The 26,259-nt window shown below is 42.6% G+C and carries 18 protein-coding genes; 15 read left to right on the forward strand and 3 right to left on the reverse strand.

Annotated elements, in window-relative coordinates:
• Positions 1-70 precede the first annotated feature (70 nt).
• The 14 genes from QTN47_RS03285 (at position 71) to QTN47_RS03350 (ending at position 18,729) form a co-directional block, all read left to right on the forward strand.
• Complete coding sequence (locus QTN47_RS03285) at positions 71-3,268, forward strand: SusC/RagA family TonB-linked outer membrane protein (RefSeq protein ID WP_369327890.1); 3,198 nt, start codon at positions 71-73, stop codon at positions 3,266-3,268.
• Between the two features lie 13 nt (positions 3,269-3,281).
• Entirely contained in the window at positions 3,282-4,988 is a 1,707-nt protein-coding gene (locus tag QTN47_RS03290; RefSeq protein ID WP_369327891.1) for a RagB/SusD family nutrient uptake outer membrane protein, read from the forward strand.
• A 91-nt stretch (positions 4,989-5,079) separates the two neighbouring features.
• Complete coding sequence (locus QTN47_RS03295) at positions 5,080-6,756, forward strand: DUF5018 domain-containing protein (protein ID WP_369327892.1); 1,677 nt, start codon at positions 5,080-5,082, stop codon at positions 6,754-6,756.
• A 72-nt stretch (positions 6,757-6,828) separates the two neighbouring features.
• Positions 6,829-8,244: a family 10 glycosylhydrolase gene (locus tag QTN47_RS03300; protein ID WP_369327893.1), complete on the forward strand. Its 1,416-nt coding sequence runs from the start codon at positions 6,829-6,831 to the stop codon at positions 8,242-8,244.
• An 8-nt stretch (positions 8,245-8,252) separates the two neighbouring features.
• Entirely contained in the window at positions 8,253-9,734 is a 1,482-nt protein-coding gene (locus QTN47_RS03305) for a calcineurin-like phosphoesterase C-terminal domain-containing protein (RefSeq protein ID WP_369327894.1), read from the forward strand.
• 19 nt (positions 9,735-9,753) lie between these two features.
• Positions 9,754-11,154, forward strand: coding sequence for a DUF5009 domain-containing protein (locus QTN47_RS03310; RefSeq protein ID WP_369327895.1), 1,401 nt, complete (start codon positions 9,754-9,756; stop codon positions 11,152-11,154).
• Between the two features lie 60 nt (positions 11,155-11,214).
• Positions 11,215-11,916, forward strand: a complete 702-nt coding sequence (locus tag QTN47_RS03315; RefSeq protein ID WP_369327896.1) for a GDSL-type esterase/lipase family protein — start codon at positions 11,215-11,217, stop codon at positions 11,914-11,916.
• An 80-nt stretch (positions 11,917-11,996) separates the two neighbouring features.
• Positions 11,997-13,904, forward strand: coding sequence for a sodium:solute symporter family protein (locus tag QTN47_RS03320; protein ID WP_369327897.1), 1,908 nt, complete (start codon positions 11,997-11,999; stop codon positions 13,902-13,904).
• On the forward strand, positions 13,855-14,535 hold the full coding sequence (locus QTN47_RS03325; protein ID WP_369327898.1) for a GDSL-type esterase/lipase family protein: 681 nt from the start codon (positions 13,855-13,857) through the stop codon (positions 14,533-14,535). The genes QTN47_RS03320 and QTN47_RS03325 overlap by 50 nt, the downstream gene beginning before the upstream one ends.
• 22 nt (positions 14,536-14,557) lie before the next feature.
• Entirely contained in the window at positions 14,558-15,235 is a 678-nt protein-coding gene (locus QTN47_RS03330) for a GDSL-type esterase/lipase family protein (protein WP_369327899.1), read from the forward strand.
• A 2-nt stretch (positions 15,236-15,237) separates the two neighbouring features.
• Positions 15,238-16,107 carry an alpha/beta hydrolase gene (locus tag QTN47_RS03335; RefSeq protein WP_369327900.1) on the forward strand — a complete coding sequence of 290 codons (870 nt, stop codon included), beginning with the start codon at positions 15,238-15,240 and terminating at the stop codon, positions 16,105-16,107.
• Position 16,108: 1 nt separating this feature from the next.
• Entirely contained in the window at positions 16,109-16,789 is a 681-nt protein-coding gene (locus tag QTN47_RS03340) for a GDSL-type esterase/lipase family protein (RefSeq protein WP_369327901.1), read from the forward strand.
• Positions 16,790-16,836: 47 nt separating this feature from the next.
• Positions 16,837-17,787 (forward strand): DUF4434 domain-containing protein, encoded by a 951-nt coding sequence (locus tag QTN47_RS03345; RefSeq protein WP_369327902.1) that lies wholly within the window; start codon positions 16,837-16,839, stop codon positions 17,785-17,787.
• A 255-nt stretch (positions 17,788-18,042) separates the two neighbouring features.
• Positions 18,043-18,729 (forward strand): 2-C-methyl-D-erythritol 4-phosphate cytidylyltransferase, encoded by a 687-nt coding sequence (locus QTN47_RS03350; protein WP_369327903.1) that lies wholly within the window; start codon positions 18,043-18,045, stop codon positions 18,727-18,729.
• 133 nt (positions 18,730-18,862) lie between these two features.
• On the opposite strand, the gene QTN47_RS03355 is transcribed toward QTN47_RS03350, so the two are convergent.
• From QTN47_RS03355 to QTN47_RS03365, 3 genes are all read right to left on the reverse strand, one after another.
• Entirely contained in the window at positions 18,863-19,930 is a 1,068-nt protein-coding gene (locus QTN47_RS03355; protein WP_369327904.1) for a transglutaminase domain-containing protein, read from the reverse strand.
• Between the two features lie 384 nt (positions 19,931-20,314).
• On the reverse strand, positions 20,315-21,289 hold the full coding sequence (locus QTN47_RS03360; RefSeq protein ID WP_369327905.1) for a Gfo/Idh/MocA family protein: 975 nt from the start codon (positions 21,287-21,289) through the stop codon (positions 20,315-20,317).
• Positions 21,290-21,560: 271 nt separating this feature from the next.
• Positions 21,561-22,766, reverse strand: a complete 1,206-nt coding sequence (locus QTN47_RS03365; protein WP_369327906.1) for a bifunctional 3,4-dihydroxy-2-butanone-4-phosphate synthase/GTP cyclohydrolase II — start codon at positions 22,764-22,766, stop codon at positions 21,561-21,563.
• 159 nt (positions 22,767-22,925) lie between these two features.
• Here QTN47_RS03365 and QTN47_RS03370 point away from each other — a divergent pair, with 159 nt between their 5' ends.
• Positions 22,926-26,252 (forward strand): TonB-dependent receptor, encoded by a 3,327-nt coding sequence (locus QTN47_RS03370; protein ID WP_369327907.1) that lies wholly within the window; start codon positions 22,926-22,928, stop codon positions 26,250-26,252.
• Positions 26,253-26,259 lie beyond the last annotated feature (7 nt).

The following is a 26,259-nucleotide window of genomic DNA, read 5'->3' on the forward strand; positions in this document are numbered from 1 at the left end:
GCTACCGTTTACATGAATTAAGATTCGAAACAATATTATATAACCTCCAATTTAAACCAATACAATGTATATGAGACAATCATGGTATCAAGTATATGATTGGCGAAGGATATGGTCGTTGATCATATTCCTCACATTTCATACTTTATCATTTGCCCAGACAAAAACTGTGTCCGGTACTGTTTCCGGCACCGATGGAAAACCTTTAGAAGGTGTTTCTATTCTTGTAAGAGGAACTACAAGAGGCATTGCTTCTGATGTAAATGGTCACTTTAGTTTGGCTGTTCCATCAGATAATGTAACACTGATCGTTTCTATGTCAGGCTACAAAACCATCAACGTTGATGCAAAAGCCGGCGAGCCGGTAAGCATCACACTTGCAGAAAATCCCAAAGATCTTGATGAGGTAGTTGTAGTAGGTTACGGCAAACAGCGTAAGGCAAACGTCATTGGTTCTGTTTCGCAGATCAATTCAGAACAATTGAAACAGATGCCGACAATGAACGTAACCAATGCACTGGCTGGCCGTATGCCCGGTTTGACTACGTTGCAGCAATCCGGTCGACCTGGTGCTGATGATGCAACATTGCGTATCAGGGGAGTCGGAACTTACGGCGCAAGCCAGGGGCCGTTGATCATCATTGACAATGTGCAACGTCCTTCCTTTAGTAATTTGGATCCTGAAGAAATTGAGAGTATAACAATATTGAAAGATGCAGTTTCTACTGCTGTATATGGGTTGCAAGCGGCGAATGGTATTATACTTATTACTACCAAACGCGGCAAAACGCAAAAAGCAACTGTTACCTATGATGGTGGCGTTACGCTTAGCCAGAATACGCGTTTCCCCAAATTTCTGAATGGTCCTGATTACATGACCTGGTACAATAAGGGAACGGACATGGATAATGATTATCTCTCGCATACCGGTGCAGATCCTGTTCCTTATGTGTACACACAGGATCAGATAGATGCCGTTAAGAACGGCACAAATACCAATCCGTTATTAGGTAATACAGATTGGATCGGTCAGCTGATCGGAAGAAATGCTATGTCGCAACAACACAATATCAGCGTGCGTGGCGGTACTGATAAAATGAAATACTTCACTTCAATCGGTATGCTGGACCAGGATGGTGTGGTAAAAAATACAGGCTTCAAGCGCTATAACGTGCGTACGAACCTGGATGCAGAATTAAATAAAGTGCTTTCAGTTTCTGTTGATCTTGGTGCGCGCCAGCAGCTCACTAACACACCGGGTATTTCTCCGGATAACACAGCCTACATGAACCCTTTTTACCAGGCTGTTCGTATGTTGCCTAACATGCCAATGTATGCGCCGAATGGATTGCCAACCGGCTATTACAGCAATGCAGGCTGGGTTAACCCGATTGCTTCTGTTGATCAATCCGGTTACCAGAACGGTATTACTGATGTGTTCCAGGGGAATGTTACGTTCAATGTAAAGATTCCTTGGGTTAAGGGACTGGAAGCAAAATTGCTTACTGCCTACGACAAGAGCTCAACAGAGAATAAAGGATGGTTAACGCCTTATACTTTAATGGGCCGCCAGCGTGACCAGGTGACAGGTGATTATGTTGAAATAAACACTTTACCTGGTATTACCAAAACATCTCTGCGCCAATCATACAGCAAATACGACAGAAAAACATTCCAGCCAAGTATTACTTATAATGGGCGGTTTGGTGATCATTCAGTTTCTGCTCTTGCATTGTATGAATGGTCTCAGCAAAAATCAAACGTGTTCTCAACAGGCGCCAGTAATTTCCCGCTGAAAGATCTGCAGGAAATCGATTATGGAAGTCCTGCCGCAATAGATCAGATCGCTCCAACCGGATCAAGCAATATTGATGATTCAAGAGCGGGTTATGTTGTTCGTTTGAACTACTCATACAAAGACAAATACTTGTTGGAAGTTGCAAGCAGATATGATGCATCTGTAAACTTCCTTCCTGCCAACCGTTGGGGTTTGTTCCCTGCTGCGGCTTTAGGCTGGGTAGTAAGTAAAGAAAAGTTTTTTGACGGGATCAGCACTACGCTTAATTATCTTAAGCTAAAAGGTTCTGTTGGTAAACTGGGTAACGATGTTGCCAGTCGTTTTGCCTACATGCAGACTTATGCACTTACCAGTGATCCTGTTGTTGTTATTGGTGGCAAACCGGTATCAGCATTGTATACAAGCGCTCCGCCAAATGTGAACATTCACTGGGAAACATCTGTGTTGACAAACGTTGGCTTTGAATCTGTTTTCTGGAGAGGATTACTTGGCGTTGACTTTGAGTGGTTCTACAAGAACACAAAAGACATCCTCGACAATCCGGGTACATTATACCCAATGTCGCTTGGTGGTTATGCGCCTGCCAGCATCAACTACGGTATAGTTGATAACAGGGGCTTTGATCTGCAGGTAAGGCATCGCAATAAAATAGGTAAGATTAACTATAGCGTTACAGCTAACGTTAACTGGGCAAAAAACAAGATCATCCGTTTAAATGAAAGCCCGGGATTACCACAATGGCAGCGCCGCGTAGGCAGAAGTATTGGCGATAAGATGGGCTTTATTGTAGATGGTATGTACCAGACATGGGATGAAGCTTCCAACGGAACATCACCCAGCAACGGCGTTGTTGCCCCGGGCTTTTTCAAATACCGCGATCTGAATGGCGATGGCCGCTTAACACGTGAAGATGATATGACTTTCGTTGGGCATAGCAATCTTCCACAGTTAATGTATGGTTTGAACCTGGATTTCAGCTATGCAGGATTTGATTTCTCTGCATTGTTCCAGGGTGCTGCTATCAGCAACGTAAATCTTGCCGGTACTTATGAAGGTTCAAGCGGAACAAGTGGTATTGATGACAATACGCCATTTACTAAAACTTTCTATGGTTACGGTAATTCACCTTACTTCCTGGTGGAAGATTCATGGACGCCGGATAATCCCAATGCGAAATTCCCCCGTCTTACTGCTTACAAAGCATCACTTTCTTCCAACAATGCGCACTCTAACTCAGGCTGGATCAGAGATGGTTCTTACCTGAGATTGAAATCAGTTCAGTTGGGATATACGTTGCCAGCAAAAGTGTTAAGCAGCATGAAGTTGCAACAGATCCGGTTTTATGTATCCGGCTTCAACCTGGTAACATGGGATAAACTGAAATACATGGACCCTGAAATGCCTAACGTAAACAATGGATTTTATCCGCAGCAACGTTTGTACTCTGCCGGTGTAAATGTCACATTCTAAAATCAACATGTTTATGAACACTATATCATCTATTATAAAAAAGACATTTTTTGCTGCAGGCATCTTCATGATTGTAAATGGCTGTAAGGTTGATATATCACCCACTGACCGTTATACGGAAGACGCTGTATGGAGCAATCCTGCTAACATGGAACTGTACATAAATGGTATGTACAGTGAATTTTCAACATTCAAATTCGGCGCCTTTCCGATAGGTTATGACAATGCTACGGATGCGCTTTCTGATATTGAAAAATATACGTCAACGCTCGCTGGTAATGGTACGGTGAATATTCTTGCCACCGATGCGTCAAGGGTAAACGCCGCAGGCCCACAGTTGAACTACTGGCAGGCTGGCTATACCCGCATCCGCAGGCTCAATGAATTTTTAGATGGCCTGGCCAACTATGCCAAGGTTGATGAAACAGCTAAAAAGCAATATGAGGCGGAAGCCCGTTTCATAAGAGGTTATGTTTATTTCTGGCTGGTAAAGCTGCACGGAAGCGTGATATTGCTGGATAATATTGGTGAATACAATACCAAGTCGCACGAGCGATCCAGTGAAGAAGATTGTTACAAGTTTATTGCCGCAGACTTTTCTTTTGCCGCAGAGAACTTACCTAAAGTTTGGGATGCAGAGCGTTCCGGACGTGCGACCAAAGGCGCGGCTTACGGAATGCTGGCCCGTACATGGTTGTATGCGGCATCTATTGCTGAATATGACAAGAAGCAGTTCAACAAAGATCCTTTAACAGGCGTTTCTGCAAGCAATGCAAGTGCTTATTACAAAAATGCATCCGACGCAGCTGAAGCTGTTATTGCACTTTCTAAAGAAGGGTATTACGAATTGGAATCTGATTTCGCTAACATTTTCACCAATAAAAATACCTCAGAAGCCATCTTTAAGATCGATTTTGTAGCACCACAGATCACGCACAACCTTGATCTTGGTTTTGCTCCTGCCGCTGATGCGCCCGGTCAATGTCTTGTGTATGGTGTGCCAACAGCCGAACTGGTGAATGAATTTGAAATGAGTGATGGTTCTAAATTTTCCTGGAGCAATGCTACACAAGCCGCTAATCCATATGAAAACAGGGAGCAGCGTTTTTATGGTTCAGTGCTTTACAACGGCGCAAGCTGGAAGGGGCGCACGATCAACACAACGCCTGATGATCCCATTGAAGGATTTTCAGAGTATGGTGTGAATACAGATCCACACAGAACCGTTACAGGATATTATATAAGGAAAGGGATTAACCCGACCGTGAATGATTTTGTGGTGAATAAAAGCACCCAAAGCTGGATTGAATTGCGTTACGCAGAAATACTGTTGATTGAAGCCGAAGCAAAAGCGAAACTGAATGATATCGGTAATGCTCAAATGGCATTGAATACGCTCCGCAACAAAAGAGGCTTGCCTAACACTGCAGCAAGCACTGTGCCCCAATTAATGGATGCAGTGGAACACGAACGTAAAGTTGAACTGGCTTTTGAAGGACAACGGTACTGGGATCTACGTCGTTGGCGCAAAGCCCACACCGTTCTGAACAATGTTCGTTTTACCGGACATAAAGTAACACCAACAGGCAGCGGATTTAAATATGAGGTTGTTAATTGCGACAATATGAATCGCCAGTTTACACCTGCTTTATATTATATCCCGATCCCTGTATCTGAGCTGCAGAACAATCCGGGGCTTACACAAATCCAGGGATGGTAATCTCTGGTCAGAAGGTGCAATTTGGCCGGTATGTGAATGTGTAAAGCTGCCGGCTTTATAAAAATTAATGACTCAAACTAAAAATACTGGCATGAAAAAAATGCTGTTTTTGTCACTGGTATCGGCTTTAATGCTGGCATCGATCAGTTCCTGCCGCAAAGCCGATGCTGTTATCCGCAAGGAGCAAAGCGCTCTGAGCGATATTTACCTTACTACTGAAGGAAAGGGCGGCGAACGCTTATTTGATCCCCGCTACAGCGCAAATAATGATACCGTTTATTTTGATGTTCCGTGGTATTACCCGGTTGATTCGGACAACGAAGTTGATCTTACCAAAATGATTATAAGGTCAACGATACCAACCGATGCGAAAATGGCGCCAACATTAGGCACTGTTATGGATCTTACAAAACCTGTTACGTTAACTGTAACTGCAGGTAATGGCAAACAAAATACTTATGTGGTGGTGGCTAAGAAAGTAGGTGACGTCTCTATTACTTCTGCCGCTATTGCTTATGAAGCTGAAGGTGCTACGCAAAACCTGGAAGGTGTTATACAGCAGAATGAAATTTTGTTTTATGTACTGCCGGGAACAGATGTAACTAAATCAACTTTTACTTATGAGATCAACAAACATTCAAAAGGCTCAATTGCTTCAGGTACCGTGATTGATCTGACCAACCCCGTGCCGTTTACTGTAACCGGGGTTGATAATGTTCCTAAAACATATACACTCAGGGCAACCGAGCCGGTAAAGCTGGCTTATGGTGTTGGTATTAACCGAAAGCTCTTTACTAAAACAGCGGCTGAATTATCATTCGGTGCCAATATGGAAACAAGCATTGCTGTGAGTGGGGATTATCTTGTTCTGGTAAGAAGAACATCTCCTTCAAAGTACAGCGTGTACAACAGGTTTACAGGTGCATATGTGCAGGAAATGATGAATCCGTTTGGTTCTACACTTTCATTCCAGATGGTAGAAGATAGTACGGGTAATTTACTCGCAGCTTCATGGGCGCCAAAGAATGCCAACTTTACGTTGTATAAATTCAAGAGTCCGCTGGATGCAAGTCCTGTGAAAGTACTGGAGTGGACAAACAATAATCCGGCCGGAATCACGGCTGACGGTGGTGTTGGCAGAAGAGTGAATGTGTACGGTGATCTGAATAAAGATGCGATCATTATGGCCCCTGCCGGATTGTCTGATGTAATATACAGGTGGAGAATCGTAGGTGGTCAGGTTGTTAGCAACACACCTGAAGTGATTAAATACAAATCAATTGCCGGAGGTTCTTCTTCTTTCCTCGGTTATTATGCAGAAGCGCAGCCTGTTTCTGCCGATGCAAACGCCAACTATTTTATCAACTACCAGTTTGAAGTGGCATTGGTAAATGGTTCTACGCACGAACGTATCACCGCGCTTAATTTAGGCTGGCCTGTTGTGTTTACCATGCCTACAGCCTATGCACGTTTTAACAACGCCAATTACCTCGCCATTGTTAAGTACCTGAATACATATGATCTTAACCAGGTACAGACGAGCCTGTATGATGTAACACAGCAATCAAAAATATCAATGGATCCAGCAAGTGATGATTACAGTTCTTTCAATGTGTATAATTCCACTTTGCTTACAGGTACTACCAACGGTAATGGTACTGCTGACATTTGTATAGGATTCTCCAATAACAAGGAAAGAATGCAGGTGTACACGCTGCTCACTAACGGTGGCATATCTGCACAGGAGTTCACGAATTACGCTAAATAAAATAAACATCCGGCCGTGTTGCAATGGCATGGCCGGATGCTTGCTAACTACTTCCTCACCTTACAACAATAAATGATGAAGCGCTTATTAGTTGCATGCTGTTTGCTGGCTGCCTTGAGCTCAGTCTCAATGACAGCCTGTAAAAAGACCAGTGATAACCCAACGCCACCGACGCCAGGCCCGGGAACCGATACAACCGAAACGCCGGTGACAGGGCGGAACGTGCTTGCATGGGTTGATTCCCGGTCCAATGTGTTCGGGACGTACGGAAGATTAAATGACACGGCACAAATAAAAACAGTACTCGACACGCTCAAAATGGTTGGTGTAACCGGCCTGGTAATTGACGTAAAGGGAAGCAGTGGCTATACCATGTATCCCAGTGCTTACGCCAAACAGGTTACAAGTCTTGATGGTAAATCGCTGCCCGCGGGTGTTGATTATGTTGGTTTCATGATTAAGGAGGCGAAGAAACGTTCATTTAAGATCTATACATCTATTGTAACATTTGTGGAGGGCGAAGGTGGTACGAACCGGGGAACAGTGTTTGATGATCCGTCTTTTAAAAGTAAGTATGAATCCATTGTATGCGATGTAAATGGCAACCGTGTGCCTATTACAACAACCGGGCGCAATGCATTTGTAAATCCTGCAATGCCTGAAATGCAGGAAAGAGCATTGAACATTATCAAGGAAATTGTTCAGAAATATGATATAGATGGCTTTATACTGGATTATGCGCGCTATAGCGATATTGATGCTGATTTTTCTGATTTCAGCAAAAACAAGTTTATCGACTTTTTGAAAGAAAAGTACAGCGATAATGATGCTTCGGCGATGAAATTCCCAACTGACATCGTTGCATCCTGGAAAAACAGCAGTGGACAAATAGTGCCTGACGGTACCGGTAAGTATTACAAAAAATGGTTATTGTACAGGGCCTCTGTTATTCATGACTTTTTCAAGAAAGCAAGAGAGGCAGTGAAAAGCGTCAAGTCTTCCGTTTCGTTTGGCGTGTATGTTGGTGCATGGTATTCGTCTTATTACCAGGTAGGTGTTAACTGGGCCAGCCAGGATTATGATCCTTTTAATGATCAGGCCATCCGTTTCGACTGGGCATACCCCGGCTACAACCAGACAGGTTATGCCGAGCAATTGGATGTTTTGATGACCGGAAATTATTTTACACAACTTATGCTGGCCGATAATCCTGCCACTGCATCCCTGACTTATCACTGGTGGAGCGTGGAAGGTTCTTTGAATGGAATAAAGTATGTAACAAAGAATAAAGTGCCATTGTACGGAAGTATTGATATGGGAAATGTGGATTGGCCGGGTAAAGCCGATATTTCAAAAACAATTAAATATATTCTGAATAACACTTCGGGTGGTGTGATGCTGTTTGACGTGGTGCATGCTTACGCACCGCAATACAACAGGTTAAAACAACCATTGTGGGATGCTATTAAAGAAGGTACAAAACAATAACAGCAAACATGAATTGCGTAAAAAATATCATTCTGTTTTTGTTTTTGCTCCAGCAGTCGTTATATCCGCTGCATACGCTTGCGCAGCGGAATAACGGCTTTGTTCACATTATTGTAAAAGGCAAGGTGAAAGATTCTAACGGACGTCCCTTGACGAATGTTCCGGTAACTGATGGTACTAATATTATCTATACAAATGCGGCCGGAGAATACCAACTCCAAACTACGAACGAAGCCACATTTGTGTACCTGACTGTTCCATCCGGTTATGAAATCCCGGTAAAAGAGAACATGGCTTCTTTCTACAAAGAGATAAAAGCGGTTAATGGATTATTTTCTGCAGATTTTACATTAAAAAAGCTGGAAAAAGATGATACGCGCCACTTTGCAATTGTTTGGGCCGATCCGCAGATTAACAATGAAGATGATGCTGCGCAATTGATGACCACAGCTGTTAAAGACACAAAAGCTTTTGCAGCGGAATTGTCTAAGCAAGCGCCGGTTCACGGTCTCGCAGCAGGCGATCTTTCCTGGGATTCACAAGCCATTATTCCTGCCTATAAAAAAGCCATCAAAGAAACAGGCGTTCCATTTTTCCAGGTACTAGGCAATCACGATATGGATTACAATGTAAGGAGCGACGAACAGTCTGATCATACTTTCAGGAAAAATATGGGGCCAGCTTGGTATTCTTTTAATCGCGGGAAAGCGCATTACATCGTACTGGACAACGTTTTTTATTATTCTGACGGATATAATTACATGGGCTATATCACAGAAAAGCAATTCAGGTGGCTGGAGCAGGATTTGCGTAGCGTCAAGCCCGGTTCGTTGGTGTTTGTCTCCATGCATATTTCAGCTTACACAAATGAAAGACAGCGTAACAGTGCAAAGGAAGATCATCCGGGCGCTGTTACAGTCAACAGGCGTTTTCTGTATGATTTACTGAAGCCTTACCAGACACATTTACTGACCGGTCATACGCATTATAATGAGAATGTAATTGGCAATGGTGTCTATGAACATATTCAGGCAGCAGTTTGCGGCACATGGTGGACTTCTTCATTGTGTTGTGACGGAACTCCAGCTGGTTATGGTGTTTATGAAATAAATGGTGACAGCCTTAGTTGGTACTACAAATCAATAGGGAAGGATAAAAACTACCAATTCAGTATCCATAATAAAGGAAGTTATAAAAACCGGCCCAATGATGTCGGTGTAAACATCTGGAACTGGGACAGCTCATGGAAAGTTGTTTGGTATGAAGACGATGTATTAAAGGGTGAAATGCTGCAGCAAACCGATTATGATGCAGATGTTGTATCATTCCTCAATGGAAAAAATAAGCCTGCACGTTGTTCATGGGCTGCGCCCTTGCTTACAGATCATTTATTTTTTGCAGCACCTTCCTTAGTGGCAAAGAAAATCCGGATTGAAGCAACAGATCGTTTTGGAAATGTTTATCGTGAGACGGTTGAGGTTAATAATTAATAAAGAGGTATAAGCAGTAATGAAAATTGTTCAACAAAGGAATAAAAGTCTTGATGCGTTAAGAGGAATGGCAATACTCGCGATGGTGCTTTCGAGTAGCATTGCGTTCGGTATTCTGCCGGAATGGATGTATCATGCGCAGGAGCCTCCTCCATTTCATGCATTCAATCCGCAGCTTCCCGGAATTACCTGGGTTGACCTGGTATTTCCTTTTTTTCTTTTCAGCATGGGAGCTGCAATTCCGCTCGCGTTGAATAAGAAGTTAAAAGAAGGTGCGTCGTTTCTGTCAATACTTTCTATTGCCGGAAGAAGATATTTGCTACTTGTGTTTTTCGCTCTGTTTACAATGCATATCAGATCCGTAGTGCAGGGTGTAGAGCCTCAGTCTTCAAAACAACTGTTACCATTACTTGGATTTGTATTGCTGTTTTTTCAATTGTATAAACCTGCCGGCGACAAAAAAGCCACGCTGTTTTCAACCCTGAAAATAATTGCATATGCAGGTTCTGTAGCTCTGTTGTTTGTGCTGCCGTATAAAGATGGTCAGCAGTTTTCATTGTATAACAGTGATATCATCATTATTGTACTCGCCAACATGGCCCTCTTCGGAACAATTGTTTGGTGGCTCACAAGAAATAATCTACTCCTTCGGTTAGGCATTCTTCCGTTCGTGATGGCTATTCTGTTGACGTCGAAAGAGGCGGGAAGCTGGAACGAAGGGCTGTTTAACTGGACTTCCGCAGCATGGATGTACAAGTTCTACTATCTTAAATATCTCTTCATCATTGTTCCAGGCACTATAGCGGGCGAGTGGTTATTACAAGACGGTATTCAAAGCTCCGAAAATACTAAACAGGAGAAAGGCAATGCTTTGGTGGCGCTCGGGTGCTTTTTGATCATACTCTCAAATGTTATTCTGCTTTTTGCAAGGTACACGGCCTTAAATCTGTTCATAACTGTCACCCTATGTGTTTGTATATATCTTATACTGTCAAGAAGAGAGCGCGAAAATAAATTGACGGATCGTTTTTTTAAAGCCGGCGCTTACTTGCTGTTGCTCGGCCTTTTCTTTGAAGCATTTGAAGGTGGTATTAAGAAAGATCCTTCTACTTTCAGCTACTATTTTGTGACGGGTGGACTGGCGTTTTTGTTACTAATTATTTTAAATGTGTTACAACACGTAAAGGCTGGTACCGTAATAATCAACTATTTTAGCACGAATGGGAAAAATCCGATGGTTGCTTATGTGGCAGGAAACCTGGTGCTGCTTCCATTGTTAAAATTTTCTGGCGCAGTTAAAATATATTCGGCAATGCAGCAAAGCCAGTTTTCCGGGTTTCTAAGTGGTGTGCTGTTTACTGCATTGGTGTCAGTAATTACCATATTCTTCACGAAGAGAGGTTGGTTCTGGAAAACATGATCTACATCTTTTGTGAAATTTCTTTTCAATTCACCCTTAGCAAGCTTTAAAATTTTGAGTATGCAATTGAAGCGTTCAACTGTGAAGATGATCAAACAAAAAATATTGTTAGCTGGGATAACTATCGCGTCCGCGTTGCCAGCGCGGGCTCAGCAGGTTGACAGCTCGTTTCACAATTACCTGTATGATAGCCGGCTGGCCTACTTCAATCAGCTACCGGTAGTGGATAATACAATTATTTTCTGGGGAGACAGTATTACCCATTGGGGCGATTGGGCAGAGTTGCTTGGTTTTAAAAAGGTGCTGAACAGGGGAATTGCAGGCGACAATACTTATGGCTTACGTGGCCGCATTGATGAAGTGTTGCGGCACAAACCAAAAAAGTTATTCATTTTGATCGGAACAAACGACCTTAATAAAAAGATCCCCGTTTCATACATCATAGATAATTATAAAAAGATGATCGCTGAAATAAAACAGCGTTCGTCTTCAACAGCCATCTACGTTCAAAGTGTTTTCCCGATTAATGATAGTCTTATTGGCAGGCAATATTATTCCGCCACCAATGAGCAGATTTCAGAACTGAACAACGCATTGCAAAAAATGTCAGCGGAACAGAATGTTCCTTATCTGAACATTCATGATGCATTGATGGACGATAAACGTCAAATGGCCGCCTCTTACACATACGACGGTCTGCACCTTTCAGGCAAAGGCTACCTCGCCTGGATTGGCTATCTGAAGCGTAATAAATTTTTATAAATAATTCAGTTAGCACCAAATAGAGCTGACTGATCCTTTGACTATTCACTATTCACCATTGACTATAAGTTTTACCCCTGATGAATCTATCAACAATCGACATTTTAATCATCCTCGCTTACCTGGTCATCATCATTGGCCTCGGTTTCTGGATCTCCAAAAAGGCTTCCAAGAACATTCAGTCTTACTTTCTTGGTGACAACAATATCAAATGGTATTGGCTCGGGTTCAGCAACAGCAGCGGCATGTTTGATGTAAGCGGCACCGCGTTTTATGTAGCGCTGTTGTTTATTTACGGCTTTAAGGCTGCATGGCTACCATGGCTTTGGCCCATCTGGAACCAGATCTTTGTGATGGTTTTTCTTGCCATTTGGATCCGGCGAAGCAAGGCTATTACCGGCGCTGACTGGATCATTAAACGATTCGGCGACGACAAGGGTGGACGGTTAGCGCACATGATTGTTGTGCTGTTCGCTATTATCAGTGTGATTGGTTTTATCGGCTATGTGTTTGTTGGTATCGGAAAATTTGCTGCAAACATTCTTCCATGGGATCTTTCAAACAATGTTTTCACCAATCAGCAGATGTACGCCTTTATCATTATCGCATTAACTACGATGTATACTATTAAAGGCGGTATGTATAGCGTTGTTGCTACCGAAGTGCTTCAATATGGCATATTGGTGGTCAGCTGTATTCTTGTGGTGACGTATGCTGTGCGGGACGTGGATTACACTACTTTGCATCAGCACCTGCCAAATGGCTGGGCTTCTTTCTGGCCGGATTGGAAACTGAATATCAATTGGGGTAGCACTTTTCCCCAGGCTAATCAAAAAATTGAAGAAGACGGATTTATGTGGTTTGGTGCGCTTGTATTGATGATGACGGCAAAAGGAATCTTTTCAAGCCTTGCAGGTCCTGTGCCAGGCTTCGATATGCAGCGTATCCTCAGCGCCAAGAAACCATCGGAAGCGGCATTGCTAACAGGGTTCACCAATCTTGTGTTGTATATCCCGCTGTTTATGATGGTTAGTGCGCTTACTTTAATAGGATTCACTTATTTTATGTCTGATCTTCAATCGCAGGCACGGCCTGATTTTGAGATGGTGTTAAGTCGTGTTGTGGGAAGTTATTTGCCCGCAGGTATAAGAGGCGTTGTGCTGGCGGGTTTGCTGGCTTCTTTTATGAGCACGTTCTCGGCATTTGTAAATGCTGCTCCGGCATATCTTGTAAATGACTTTTATAAAAAATATTTCAAACCTTCCGAGTCGCCTAAGCACTATGTGAAATGCAGCTACTTTGTATCCATAGGCATTATCCTGATAGGCTGTATTTTCGGACTATTCGCAAATTCTCTAAGTTCTCTGACATTGTGGATCTCGTCAGCATTGTATGGCGGTTACGCGGCAGCCAACGTGCTTAAATGGATCTGGTGGCGCTTTAATGGCTATGGTTATTTTGCAGGAATGCTGGCCGGGCTTATCGCTGCCACATTTGTTCCAAATCTTATGGCATGGTTAAGTGCCAATTATTTTACAGAATATAAGGACTTGTTCGGAAGCGGAATAGGAACGCTGATCTCCTTCTTTATAATCCTTGTGTTGTCACTCTCTGCAAGTATTGTCGGTTGTTTGTTAACACCCCATGCAGACAGGCGTACGCTGGAAAATTTTTATGCCAGCACTAAGCCATGGGGATGGTGGAAGCCTGTATTGCGTTGGGTGAAGAAAATTGATCCCGCATTTGAGCCCAATAAACAGTTTAAATGGGATATGCTGAATGTGCTTGTTGGCATTTGCTGGCAGATGAGCATGGTGTCTATGCCAATGTTCTTTGTATTTGGCTATGTGCAATATGGGTTTATCGCTATGTCCGTTTGGTTAATCTGTATGATCACTTTAAAATTCACCTGGTACAACCGTCTGAAAATTACTGCGCATGAAACAATTGAACTGGCTAACTATAGCCATGCTGACGCTTTGCATTAAGAGTAATGCGCAGGATCCGGCATCGCCTGATACCAGTTATGCCAATGGTTATTACATGGCAAGGGTTCATTTTTTTGAAAAGCTTCATCCTGCACCTAAACCGATCGTGTTTTTGGGTAATAGCATAACTGAAGCCGGAGCATGGAGTGAAGTGTTGCCGGGTAGAAATGTTGTTAACCGGGGAATCAGCGGCGACAATTCTTATGGTGTATTAGCAAGACTGGACCAGGTGCTTGCAGCACATCCTTCAAAGATTTTTTTGCTGATTGGCATCAACGATTTGAAGAGAGGTACATCGCCAGTATTCATTGCCGGAAATTATGTAAAGATTGTTGAGAAGATTAAAAAGACATCTCCCAAAACAAAACTTTTCTTACAAAGTGTTTTGCCGGTAAATGAAGGTATGTTGCCGTCGATCTATTCAAAGATCAATAATGAGATAGTCCGGAATTTAAATGATAGTCTTAGCGCAATCGCTAACCGCTACAAGGTTCCGTTTATCGATCTGCATGAAATTTTTGAAGACGATAACCATCAGTTAAAAAAGGAGTTTTCGACGGATGGATTGCACCTGAAACCAGACGCTTATATTCTGTGGGCCGAATATCTGACACGCAAAAAATATTTATAAATAAGTTCAAACTCAAAGTACAATGAGATCATTGTTGATTTGTTTTTTTCTCCTCACGTCAGTATCTCTGATTGCTCAAAAAGTTCCGGGCAAAATTGACAGTAGCTATAACAATACGTATTACCAGGGGCGTATGGAGCTCTTTAATAATCTCCCCATAACTAAAAATGCTATTGTGTTTCTTGGGAACAGTATAACTGAACGAGGTGCATGGAATGAGTTGTTGCCCGGCAAAAAAATAATGAACCGGGGCATAGGCGGTGATAATACTTTTGGTGTTTTGGCAAGGCTGGATGGCATTGTAAAAGCACAACCGAAAAAGATCTTTCTGTTGATCGGGATCAATGATCTCAGCAGGGGATTGCCATTGGATGAGATTGCAAATAACTATCAGAGAATTCTTGATTATTTTAAAACGTATTCTCCCAAAACAAGGATCTATGTGCAAAGCGTATTGCCGTTGAACGAGGCTGTAGTTACGGCGGATTATCTTAAGAATAAAAAGGATAGCATTCTTCAATTGAACATCCGGATCAAAGAGATTGCCGGCAAGTACAATTTGCCGTATCTCAACCTGCATGAAATATTTGCGGATCAGAATGGTGACTTGAAAAAGGAACTTACTGCTGATGGTATACACCTTAAACCCGCTGCGTATGTTATGTGGGTTAAATATTTGCAAGAGCATAAATACCTGTAAGTATGAAGAAGATTGCCTATGGCCTGTTGCTGATGCTGTTGCCGGTTTGTGTAAAAGCACAACAGGCAGAAAGAATGGTATACAGTATTAAGGACGCCGATACACTTTGGATTGATCACTACAAGCCAACTGCTTCAGCCAACGGAATGTCTGTATTGTTTGTTCACGGTGGTGCATTTACTGGCGGAGATCCGTCAAACCAAACACCGTTAGCGGAAGGATTGAATAAACTGGGCTACCGGGTTTTTGTAATGAAATACAGATTGTATTTAAAAGGTAAAAGTTTTGGTTGTGAAACAGCTACTCCCGAAAAATTGAAAGCCATACGCATTGCTATAGAGGATGCTGAAAATGCAACGGCTTATCTCGCAACTCATTTTAAAGATCTTGACGTTGATACGACAAAGCTCTTCCTTACCGGTAGTAGTGCTGGTGCAGAAACAGTTTTAAACCTTGTATGGAATCCCTTCAAGCCAAAGAAAGATACATCTTCACCAAAATTCAAATATGCCGGCGTGCTATCGTTTTCAGGGGCGTTGCTGGATCTGACTCGACTGAAAAATGCGCCCGTAACTCCGCTGTTAATGATGCACGGAACCAATGACCAGCTTGTTCCGTTTGGTACAGATGCACACAGATTTTGCAATGCATCAGACAACGGATGGTTAATGATGTTTGGATCTTCTACCATTTACCAGGAAATGCGAAAAAAACAGTTGCCGGTTATTTTATACACCTACGAGGGATTGGGACATGAAGTAAGCAATTTTATGTTCAGGAGATTTGCCGAGATGGATACTTTTATGAAAGCGGCTGTCAATAGAAATGTGGAATCAAAATCTATTGTTATCGCAAAACAAGCTAAAGACTAGAATGAAAAAGTATTTTCCGTTTCTAAGTTGTGTAATGGTTGCCGCATTTGTGTTTAATTCATTGAATGCGCAATATGATAGCTCCTTTCAAACCACCTATTACGGTCAAAAAGTAACTCAGTTCAGACTGATTGCTGATACGGAGGAAGATGAAATCATCTTTCTTGGCGACAGCATTACTGATATTGCCGAATGGGCGGATCTTTTTAAAAACTATAAAATAAAAAACCGCGGCATCAATGGCGACAAAACTTTCGGTGTACTTAACCGGCTGGATGAAGTAACCAAAAGGAAACCCTCTAAAGTGTTCATCATGATCGGCGTTAATGATATCGCATCCAATGTGCCAGATAGCTTCATTCTGCGTAATTACGCATCCATCGTTAAAAGAATAAAGCAGGAGTCGCCGGCTACTTCTATTTGTATTCAAAGCATTCTTCCTACAAACGACGCTTTTACTGAATTTAAGCGTCACCAGGGAAAGGATGAGCATATTCGCTCGGTAAACAAAGGGTTGAAGCAACTTGCCTTGGAACAGCATTGCACTTATCTCGATCTGTATTCATTGATGTTGGATACAGAAGGCAAGCTGGACAGAAAATATACCAACGACGGGCTGCATCTGACAGGTGAAGGATACATGGTTTGGAAGAAGGCATTGTTAGATAATAAGCTTCTTTAAGAAGTGTACGTGTTCACTTTATTAATAAAGAATTTTAATAAGACAAAATGAAGATCACTGGAACTTTCCTGGATGAAATAAGTCACGACATCCCTCATCAAAACTGGGGCCCAAAAGAATGGCGGAGGGATTTTGAATACATGAAAGCCGTAGGAATTGATACGGTAATATTGATCCGCAGTGGTTACAGAAGGTTCATTACATATCCGTCAACATACCTGGTAAATGAACATGGTTGTTATACCCCCCCGGTAGATCTTGTTGAGCTGTTTCTCTCACTTGCCGACGAACTAGGTATGCAATTTTATTTCGGATTGTATGACAGCGGTAAATATTGGGATACTGGCAACATGCAGCATGAGATAGATAGCAACCGGTTTGTTATTGATGAAGTATGGCAGCAATATGGTCATCACAAGAGTTTTAAAGGCTGGTACCTGAGCATGGAGATCAGCCGTAAAACAAAAGGCGCAGCGGGAGCTTTTCGCACATTGGGTTTGCAGTGTAAGGACGTGAGCAACGGACTGCCGACATTTATTTCGCCATGGATTGATGGCCGCAAAGCTGTAATGGCAGCTTCCGGTGCGCTTACAAAAGATGATGCGGTGTCTTTAAAAGAACACGAAGAGGAGTGGAGTGAAATATTCAGCGGTATTCAGGGCGCCGTAGATGCCGTAGCTTTTCAGGATGGCCACATCGATTATCATGAGCTGGATGATTTTTTCCGGATCAACAAAAAGATGGCTGACCAGTTTGGTTTGCAATGCTGGACCAACGCCGAGAGCTTTGATCGTGATATGCCCATTAAATTTCTTCCTGTAAAATTTGAAAAATTACGTTTGAAACTGGAGGCAGCGCGTCGTGCAGGTTACAATAAAGCAATAACATTTGAATTTTCCCATTTTATGAGCCCGCAGTCTGCCTATCTGCAGGCCGGTCATTTATACAACCGGTACCAGGAGTACCTGCAGGAACTTGAAAGTAAAGATTTTAAATAGCTGTGTCACGTCGATGAGACGTAACTCAATTTTGGTTTGAAAAAACACGCCCCGCCTGTCCAGGCGGGGTTTATTTTGAAGATATTTAGCCACAGAAGCACAGAAGTACAGAAGCTTAGAGGTGAATTTCTGTGTTTCAGTGCTTCTGTGGCTAAATCAACTCTTTCGCTTCGATCAACGTACCACGTATTACTTATCACGTACAACTTCCAAAAACTTTGCCTGTTGCTTCCGTTTTTTATCTTTCTTTGACGAATGAAAAAATATGCGGTAATAGTAGCCGGCGGCTCCGGTGTAAGAATGGGGAATAGTGTTCCGAAGCAGTTTTTGTTGTTGCACGGAAAGCCGCTCCTATGGTATACGCTGCATTCTTTTTTGCGTTCTTACCCGGATCTGCAGATCATCCTGGTATTACCGGAAGATCATATGCCAAAAGGCCGGGAGGTTATTAATATGCTGGACGCCTCTGACCGCATAACCGTTACTTCCGGCGGCAAAACAAGATATCACTCAGTCCGCAACGGATTACAACTCGTGCCGGATGACAGCGTTGTTTTCGTTCATGATGGCGTTAGATGCCTGATTTCAGTTCCTTTGATCCACCGTTGCTATAAACAGGCTGTAGAAAAAGGTAGCGCTATTCCTGCTGTGGCTGCGACGGATAGCATCCGCATTGCATCAGGCGAGGAACATCATGTAGCTGACAGGCAGCAGGTGCGTATTATTCAAACCCCCCAGACTTTTTTAAGTAATATTATCAAACCAGCTTTTGAACAGGAGTATAGCGATGATTTTACAGATGAAGCAACTGTGGTGGAAGCTTTTGGAACAAAAGTGTTTCTTACCGAAGGTGACTACGATAATATCAAAATAACGCGCCCCGTGGATATGATGATCGCCGAGAGAATTATTGAAGAAAGGCTGGCGCTACGCCAGGCGTGATCGGTGAACCACGGAGACACGACGACACGGCGAAACACGGCGGGTTACTACTATAATAAACAGATGAACAGGATGACTTTCCTGATATTTTCGTTGTGATTCTTTATGTCGTAATGTCTCCGTGGTTCAAAACCTAGTTTGAGCCCGTCAGGGCTTTCATCGGGGTTTTGCGTTTGCCATCTTTCGTATCGTCTGTTTCCGGGGCGGCGACTCCCTTCACATTCACCTTATACCGCATAATTACCCGGTCGTTGTACACCACATTCAGCCATTCGGTTTGCGGTTCAATAACGAACACGGCGCTTACTTTGCTGCCGGAAGATGGCCTTTCAAGGTATTCCCAACAATCAAACTGAAATAGTGAAGAGCTATCCAGGTACGGATCGCTGGAGATCCAAAGCCGTTTAATCCTGTCAGTACTTTCTACTTCAAATAGTATACTGTCACCTGGTGAAGCTTCAACCAGGCCTTTTTCGGGTTTAAATGAAAGAATGGTAGAATGGCTGAATTCGCTTGTCTTGAATGGTGTGCGATTGTATTCAGCAAGAGATGGTGGTTCCGGCAAAAGCGCCCATTTCACATCTTCAGGATAGTGATCCCAGATAAATGTTTTAGGAGAAGGCAGAAAATAGTTAGCATCATACTGTCTTTCAAACTCATTATGACCATTAATGTAACCCGCAGCCCAAGTGGCATCCAGCAGATACCAGTTGCTATCGATCATAACGGCGTTCCATTTGTGATTGCTGATAAATCGCTGACCAACACGGTTCATATTGGTTTTTGCGTAACCTGTTATTACCTCACTTGTAATTCCTGCATGCTCGCAAAGTGTTTTGAAGAGCCTTGCGTAGCCATCGCATACTGCAACCTTTCTTTTGAGGACAAGCCGGGAAACACGTTCGTCAAGAGATGGCAGGACAGAACTCGTGTCATATTCTTCCTCATCCTTGTTGCCTTTTCTTACATAGCGATTCTGGTAAAATACGTTTGTATTGTAATCGATGTTATTTACGATCCAGAAAAAGATAGCTCTAACCTTTTCCATTTCAGTCTTTGCGTCGGCGGTGAGAAGTTGAGAGAGTGTATCTGTTGATGTTGTAGCATAGGCGGTATTATCTACGATATAGTTAGCTAATCGTACCTGGGCATTTGTTACAGAAACAAGGAAAAATAAAGCAACAGCCAGCAAGCCTTTCATAATCACAATGTGCAGTTATGCGCACTTTCTAAAGTTCCGAAAAACCGCGAATAAAAAGAAATGGCAGGGATTTTTTAATCAGATGAGAATAGTGTTGTGACTGGTTTTGATAGCCGATCAAACTTGTCCTACACTTTCAAAGTGTAGGACAAGTTTGATCCGGATCGTTTTATTGGAAAGTTTGTTGATTTGGTTCAGATAAATAAGATCGAATCCCACGATAGGAGGGGGCTCCTGAATAAGAATCTGATTGCGATAGTTTACGGACATAAAAAAAGCAGCGAAATTTCATCTATCCCGCTGCCTTTTTTGTCTTTTGCTTTTGAATTTTTACTTAACGCCTTACGCCTCAAACCTCAAACCTCAAGCCTTTTCTCTTCCTCTCTATCCCTTCGCCACCGCTGCATTTATCTTGTCCAGTATCTGGTGCGCCACTTCCATGGCAATAAATCCGTCTATTTCACTTACAACGGTGGGGGTATTGTTGTTGATGGCGTCAACAAAAGCTGTTAATTCTTCTTTTATAGCGTTAACAACATGCGTTTCGGGATTGGAAATGGCGATGGTTTTGGTGCCATAAGGCGTTTCCAGGTCGAAAGTAAAAGCGTCTTTGTCTTCATCAGTTTTTAGCTTAATGATCTCGCTTTTCTTTTCCAGGAAGTCGATGCCGATATATGCATCTTTCTGGAACAGGCGCATTTTACGCATTTTCTTCATGCTGATCCTGCTGCTGGTAAGGTTGGCAACGCAGCCATTATTGAACTCAATACGTACGTTGGCAATATCCGGTGTGTCGGTCATAACCGCAACGCCGCTGGCTGAAATATGCTTTACATCGCTGTGTACAATGCTGAGAATGATATCAATGTCATGGATCATCAGGTCCAGGATAACACTTACTTCAGTTCCCCGGGGGTTAAACTGTGCCAGCCTGTGCACCTCAATAAACATTGGCTGGAGCTTCAGGTGTTTTACCGACTGGTAGGCCGGGTTAAACCTTTCCACATGGCCAACCTGCACTTTAACGTTGGCCTCGCGGGCCATTTCCACAATCTGCTTTCCTTCTTCGATGGTATTGGCCAGCGGTTTTTCTACAAACACGTGCTTGCCACGGCGAATAGCTTTTTCACACAATTCAAAATGAAAGTTTGTGGGAGCAATAATATCAACAGCATCAACCAGTTTCAGTAGTTCGTCGGGAGTGTTAAACCGCTTCAATCCATATTTTTCAACAACTTCTTTTGCAGTGCTGTCATTAGGGTCGAAAAATCCAACAAGTTCTACGTTTTCAATTTCTTTCCAGTTATTCAAATGAAATTTTCCAAGATGTCCAACGCCAAATATTCCAACTTTCAGCATAGCAAATTATTTAAGGCGGTAAAGATAGAGTAATTGAAAATTGAAAGTTGAAAATTGATAATGAGGGACAGCTTTCGATTTCCGGTAAGAATGCAGGACTAAAAAAGGCAACAGAAAAAACTGTTGCCTCCATATACTAAAAGTGTTAACTAATTCTTCTACCCGATCATTTTCAATTTTCAACTGTCAATAGAAAAAAGCCTTTACAAGAGAATAGTTTTATTTAATCACTCGCTCATGTCGTTGTCAATTTTCAACTATCAATTGTCAATTACTTAGAGGACAGGATCTTGTGCCCCAGCTTATCTCTCTTTGTAGTCAGATACTTTTCATTGTGTGGATTGGGTATCACTTCAATCGGTACAATTTCAGTGATTTCAAGGCCGTAACCGCTGAGCCCGGCGCGTTTGCGCGGATTGTTGCTCATCAGTTTTAACTTGGTGATATTAAGCTTGCGGAGGATTTGCGCGCCTACACCATAATCTCTTTCATCCATTCCAAAGCCCAGGTGAAGGTTGGCTTCAACAGTGTCCATACCCTGTTCCTGAAGTTTGTAAGCTTTCAGTTTATTCATTAATCCAATACCGCGACCTTCCTGGTTCATGTAAAGAATCACGCCTTTTCCTTCTTTGTCAACCATTTGCATGGCTTTGTGAAGCTGTTCGCCACAATCGCAACGGAAGCTTCCAAGGATATCACCTGTGAAGCAGCTGGAGTGTACGCGGGTAAGTACAGGCTCATCTTTCTCCCATTCGCCTTTAATTAGTGCCAGGTGTTCACCTCCTGTAAGTTTTTCCTTGAATGCAACCAGCGTAAAATCGCCATATTTAGTAGGCATATTAACGCGAACAACCTCATCTATAAGAGAGTCGATTTTTAACCTGTATTCAATTAGGTCCTTGATGGAAATAATCTTCAGGTCAAATTTTTCGGCAATTATCTTCAGCTCAGGCAATCTTGCCATTGAACCATCTTCATTCATAATCTCAACCAAAACGCCTGCCGGTTCAAAACCTGCCAGTCTTGCCAAATCAACTGTAGCTTCAGTATGTCCCGTTCTTCTCAAAACGCCACCTTCTTTCGCCCTTAAAGGAAAAATGTGGCCGGGTCTTCCCAGGTCTTCCGGTTTTATATTCGGATCAATCAATGCCTGCACGGTTTTAGCCCTGTCGTGAGCGCTAATTCCGGTAGTGCAACCGTGTCCCAGTAAATCGATGCTAACGGTAAAAGGAGTAGCGTGCAGTGCGGTGTTGTTGTTGACCATCAGGTTCAACTCCAGTTCATCCGCTTTTTTTTCTGTGATAGGAGCGCAGATCAAACCGCGGCCTTCCTTACTCATAAAATTGATGATCTCGGGGGTAACATTTTTTGCTGCAGTAACAAAATCACCTTCATTCTCACGGTCTTCATCGTCCACAACAATAACCAGTTTTCCTTGTTTTATATCCTCAATAGCACTTTCAATCGAATTCAACATAATCTATAAATATGCTGCAAAATTACGACAACCACGTTAATAGACCGCAACATTTAGGTGTCAGCAGCGAGTGGGGACATTAAAATTCTGCTTTTCATAAAATTTATCGTTGAAAGTTAATAAATTGTTAACCGTGGCAGGCATTGTATATTACTGTTAATGGCTTTTTTTAATACTGAAATGTTTAATTCTATGCGACTTGTCAGGCTGTTGTATATGTTTGCGGGCTTAGTGTTTCCGGCGCTGCTGCTATCTCAGGTAACTACGAGTAACATGAGCGGGCTGGTTAAAAATCTTAAAGGAGACCCTTTATCCGGCGCATCAGTTACAATTACGCACCAACCTACAGGAACGGTGTATTCAACCAGTACAACCTCCCGGGGACATTTTAGTGTAAGCAATATGCAGGCGGGTGGGCCTTATTCCGTCGAAGTTTCTTATATCGGTTATGAAAAGCAAAAGAAAGATGATATCTACCTGAATCTGGGCGAAACCGGAGATGTGGATCTTGTACTCACCGAAACGGCGCAGGAGTTAGCAGCGGTGACCGTTAGTGGTGCAAGAAAGAGCGCTGATCCTGCCGGAAAAGGCGGAGCGGAAACAATTATCGGAAGAGATAAAATGACAAATCTGCCAACTGTAGGCAGAACCCTGGGGGATTACCTGCGTGCAGTTCCGCAGGCAAAACTGACCACAGCCGATGGAGGTATTACTATTGCCGGGCAAAATAACCGTTATAATTCTTTTTATATAGACGGTGCGGTAAATAATGATGTGTATGGTTTGTCAAATTCCGGAACCAATGGCGGGCAGGCGGGGATTACGCCTATTTCTATTGATGCCATTGATCAGTTCCAGGTAGTTGTGTCTCCTTACGATGCATCTATCGGCAATTTTGTTGGCGGAGGTATCAATGCGATAACACGTGCCGGAACCAATACTACACAAGCTTCTGTATATGGCTTTTACCGCAACCAGGCGCTGGCGGGTAAAACGCCCACTGGTCCAAAAGACCAGGCGACAAAGCTGAATAGTTTTACCAACAAAACATATGGGTTCAGAGTAGGCGGTGCGCTTGTTAAAAACAAACTTTTTTATTTTATTAATATAGAACAACAACGGGATGTAAGGCCGCAACCTTTTGACGTTAGTGCATACCAGGGCAACACAAGTATTACAGACATTAATGCACTTTCAGCTTATTTGAAAAATACCTATGGATACGATGCAGGCGGTTATGTTAGCAACGATGAAAAGGTTAAGGCTGATAGAATAGCTGCAAGAATAGACTGGAACATCGATACCAAAAACAAACTCACTGTAAGCTATCGTTATCTTAACGGAGAGCGGAATAATGTAACCGCAAGCAGTACAACAGCAATTAACTTTTATAATAACGGATATGTGTTTCCCACAAAAACAAATTCCATATCAGCAGAATTAAAAAGTAATACAGGAACACGAACAAACAACAAATTACTCTTCACTTTTACGAATGTTACAGATGACAGAAACCCAATAGGGCAGGCTTTTCCGCGTGTTCAGATCTTTGACGGAACAGGAACAAGCTCTGGTCAGGGCATTATTTTTGGGCCGGATAACAGCTCTACCCAAAACAAGCTGGTGCAAAAGAATTTCAGTCTTTTTGATGCCTTTAAATGGAGCATGGGCAGACACAATTTTACCTTTGGAACAGATGATGAGATCAATGATGTGTACAATGTATTTATACAGAATACTTTTGGAAATTATCAATACAAAAGCCTGCAGGCGTTCTATAATAATGATACCGTGAATCAATACTCGGTTGGTTATCCTTTGGTGGATAACAGGCTGGATGATAACACTGCAGCTGCTGCTAAGTTTAAAACTATGCGCCTTGCTTTTTTTGTGAATGATGAGTTCAAAGTGTCTGAAAATCTAACGTTGAATTTTGGTCTGAGAGCTGATTATACCCGTTTTCTTACGAAGCCTGCAACTGATGCCTTTACTAACGATAGTGCCTTGACGAAGTTTGCCCGGTACTATGATCTTGAAGGTGCGAGATCTGGTCTGCGACCTGAGATCCCCGTCGCCGTTTCTCCAAGGCTGGGTATTACCTATAAAATTCCGGAAGAGAACCTTATTATACGTGGTGGAATAGGTTTGTTTACGGGCCGCATTCCATTGGTTTGGCCAGGCGGTATATACAATAATAACGGTATAAACCAGGGTGGCTTTACCGTAAGTAACAGTCAGAACAAGGCGGCACTTGGTCTCATTAAATTCCGCGATGACCCTTACGGACAATGGCGGGCAAATGAAGTTGGCATAACGTTAAGTAAAGGTGCATTGAACCTGATCTCTGAAAAATTCAAAATGCCTAAGTTGTTGCGCACATCGGTGGCCATTGAAAAAAGACTACCTAAAGGCTGGTCCGTTATCGGAGAGGGAATTGTCAGTTATAATATTAACGAGATCTATTATACCAACATAAATTTGTTGCCGCCGGTTGATAAAATAAACAGTCCTGATAACCGTAATGTATATCCTTCGCCGGTTACCATTCCAATAACTGCCGATGGAAAAAATCCTTACGACAATGCTATCTTGTTGTCCAATGCAAAAGGCAACAAGGGCTTTGCTTACAACTTCACGCTCACTGTAAACAAAACAAACAACAAAGGTTGGGGCTTTAACTTCAATTACAGTTTCGGCGATTCGTATATAACCAATGAAGGTACAAGCTCGGTAAACTTTAGTCAGTGGCGGTTTATGGAAACAGTAAATGGCCGCAACTATATAACCAGGTCAAGATCGGATTTTAGTGCGGGCCATAGAATATTTGCATACGCAAGTAAAAAGTTTACGTATGCAAAGAACAAGCTGGCTACCACAGTTTCACTGGTATATATTGGTCAGTCAGGTGCGCCATTCAGCTACGTGTATTCGGGCGCGCTGGTGAGAGATGATGCATCCGGAGGTAATGATTTGTTATACGTCCCCACTTCGGAAGAAGTCAATGGAATGGAATTTCTGAGCAATACTGTCGGCTCGGGTTCTAATGCGGTTACTTATACACCTGATGAACAACGGGCCGCATTCAACCGGTATATTGATAACGATAAATATCTAAGCAAAAGAAGAGGTGAGTATGTTGAAAGAAACGGCAGCAGGCTACCTTTTACGAACATTGTTGACCTGAAGATTGCGCAGGATTTTAATGTGAAGATTGGCAAAAACAAGTACCAGTTTCAGTTGACTTATGACATGTTCAACTTTACCAATTTCCTGAACAGGAACTGGGGAAGAATGTATTTTTTAAGCAATGATCAATATGCGCTGGTCGGCTTTGCGGGGTATAAATCTGCTGCGGACTTCACTCCAACCTATAAATTTAATCCGCAGAACAACACAAGAACACCCTGGGGAGTAAGCACCAGCAATGTTCCGCAATACAGTGCCAGGTGGGTTAGTCAGATTGGGTTAAGAATTAGTATGAATTAGAACAGAT

Origin of the sequence: Danxiaibacter flavus, from assembly GCF_041060425.1 — a bacterium.
Taxonomy (GTDB): Bacteria; Bacteroidota; Bacteroidia; order Chitinophagales; family Chitinophagaceae; genus Danxiaibacter; species Danxiaibacter flavus.

Excerpts from the sequence above, each read along its gene's own strand:
- QTN47_RS03285 (WP_369327890.1), top strand. The coding sequence starts at position 71 with ATGAGACAATCATGGTATCAAGTATATGATTGGCGAAGGATATGGTCG.
- QTN47_RS03290 (WP_369327891.1), top strand. The coding sequence starts at position 3,282 with ATGAACACTATATCATCTATTATAAAAAAGACATTTTTTGCTGCAGGC.
- QTN47_RS03295 (WP_369327892.1), top strand. The coding sequence starts at position 5,080 with ATGAAAAAAATGCTGTTTTTGTCACTGGTATCGGCTTTAATGCTGGCA.
- QTN47_RS03300 (WP_369327893.1), top strand. The coding sequence starts at position 6,829 with ATGATGAAGCGCTTATTAGTTGCATGCTGTTTGCTGGCTGCCTTGAGC.
- QTN47_RS03305 (WP_369327894.1), top strand. The coding sequence starts at position 8,253 with ATGAATTGCGTAAAAAATATCATTCTGTTTTTGTTTTTGCTCCAGCAG.
- QTN47_RS03310 (WP_369327895.1), top strand. The coding sequence starts at position 9,754 with ATGAAAATTGTTCAACAAAGGAATAAAAGTCTTGATGCGTTAAGAGGA.
- QTN47_RS03315 (WP_369327896.1), top strand. The coding sequence starts at position 11,215 with ATGCAATTGAAGCGTTCAACTGTGAAGATGATCAAACAAAAAATATTG.
- QTN47_RS03320 (WP_369327897.1), top strand. The coding sequence starts at position 11,997 with ATGAATCTATCAACAATCGACATTTTAATCATCCTCGCTTACCTGGTC.
- QTN47_RS03325 (WP_369327898.1), top strand. The coding sequence starts at position 13,855 with ATGAAACAATTGAACTGGCTAACTATAGCCATGCTGACGCTTTGCATT.
- QTN47_RS03330 (WP_369327899.1), top strand. The coding sequence starts at position 14,558 with ATGAGATCATTGTTGATTTGTTTTTTTCTCCTCACGTCAGTATCTCTG.
- QTN47_RS03335 (WP_369327900.1), top strand. The coding sequence starts at position 15,238 with ATGAAGAAGATTGCCTATGGCCTGTTGCTGATGCTGTTGCCGGTTTGT.
- QTN47_RS03340 (WP_369327901.1), top strand. The coding sequence starts at position 16,109 with ATGAAAAAGTATTTTCCGTTTCTAAGTTGTGTAATGGTTGCCGCATTT.
- QTN47_RS03345 (WP_369327902.1), top strand. The coding sequence starts at position 16,837 with ATGAAGATCACTGGAACTTTCCTGGATGAAATAAGTCACGACATCCCT.
- QTN47_RS03350 (WP_369327903.1), top strand. The coding sequence starts at position 18,043 with ATGAAAAAATATGCGGTAATAGTAGCCGGCGGCTCCGGTGTAAGAATG.
- QTN47_RS03355 (WP_369327904.1), bottom strand. The coding sequence starts at position 19,930 with ATGAAAGGCTTGCTGGCTGTTGCTTTATTTTTCCTTGTTTCTGTAACA.
- QTN47_RS03360 (WP_369327905.1), bottom strand. The coding sequence starts at position 21,289 with ATGCTGAAAGTTGGAATATTTGGCGTTGGACATCTTGGAAAATTTCAT.
- QTN47_RS03365 (WP_369327906.1), bottom strand. The coding sequence starts at position 22,766 with ATGTTGAATTCGATTGAAAGTGCTATTGAGGATATAAAACAAGGAAAA.
- QTN47_RS03370 (WP_369327907.1), top strand. The coding sequence starts at position 22,926 with ATGGCTTTTTTTAATACTGAAATGTTTAATTCTATGCGACTTGTCAGG.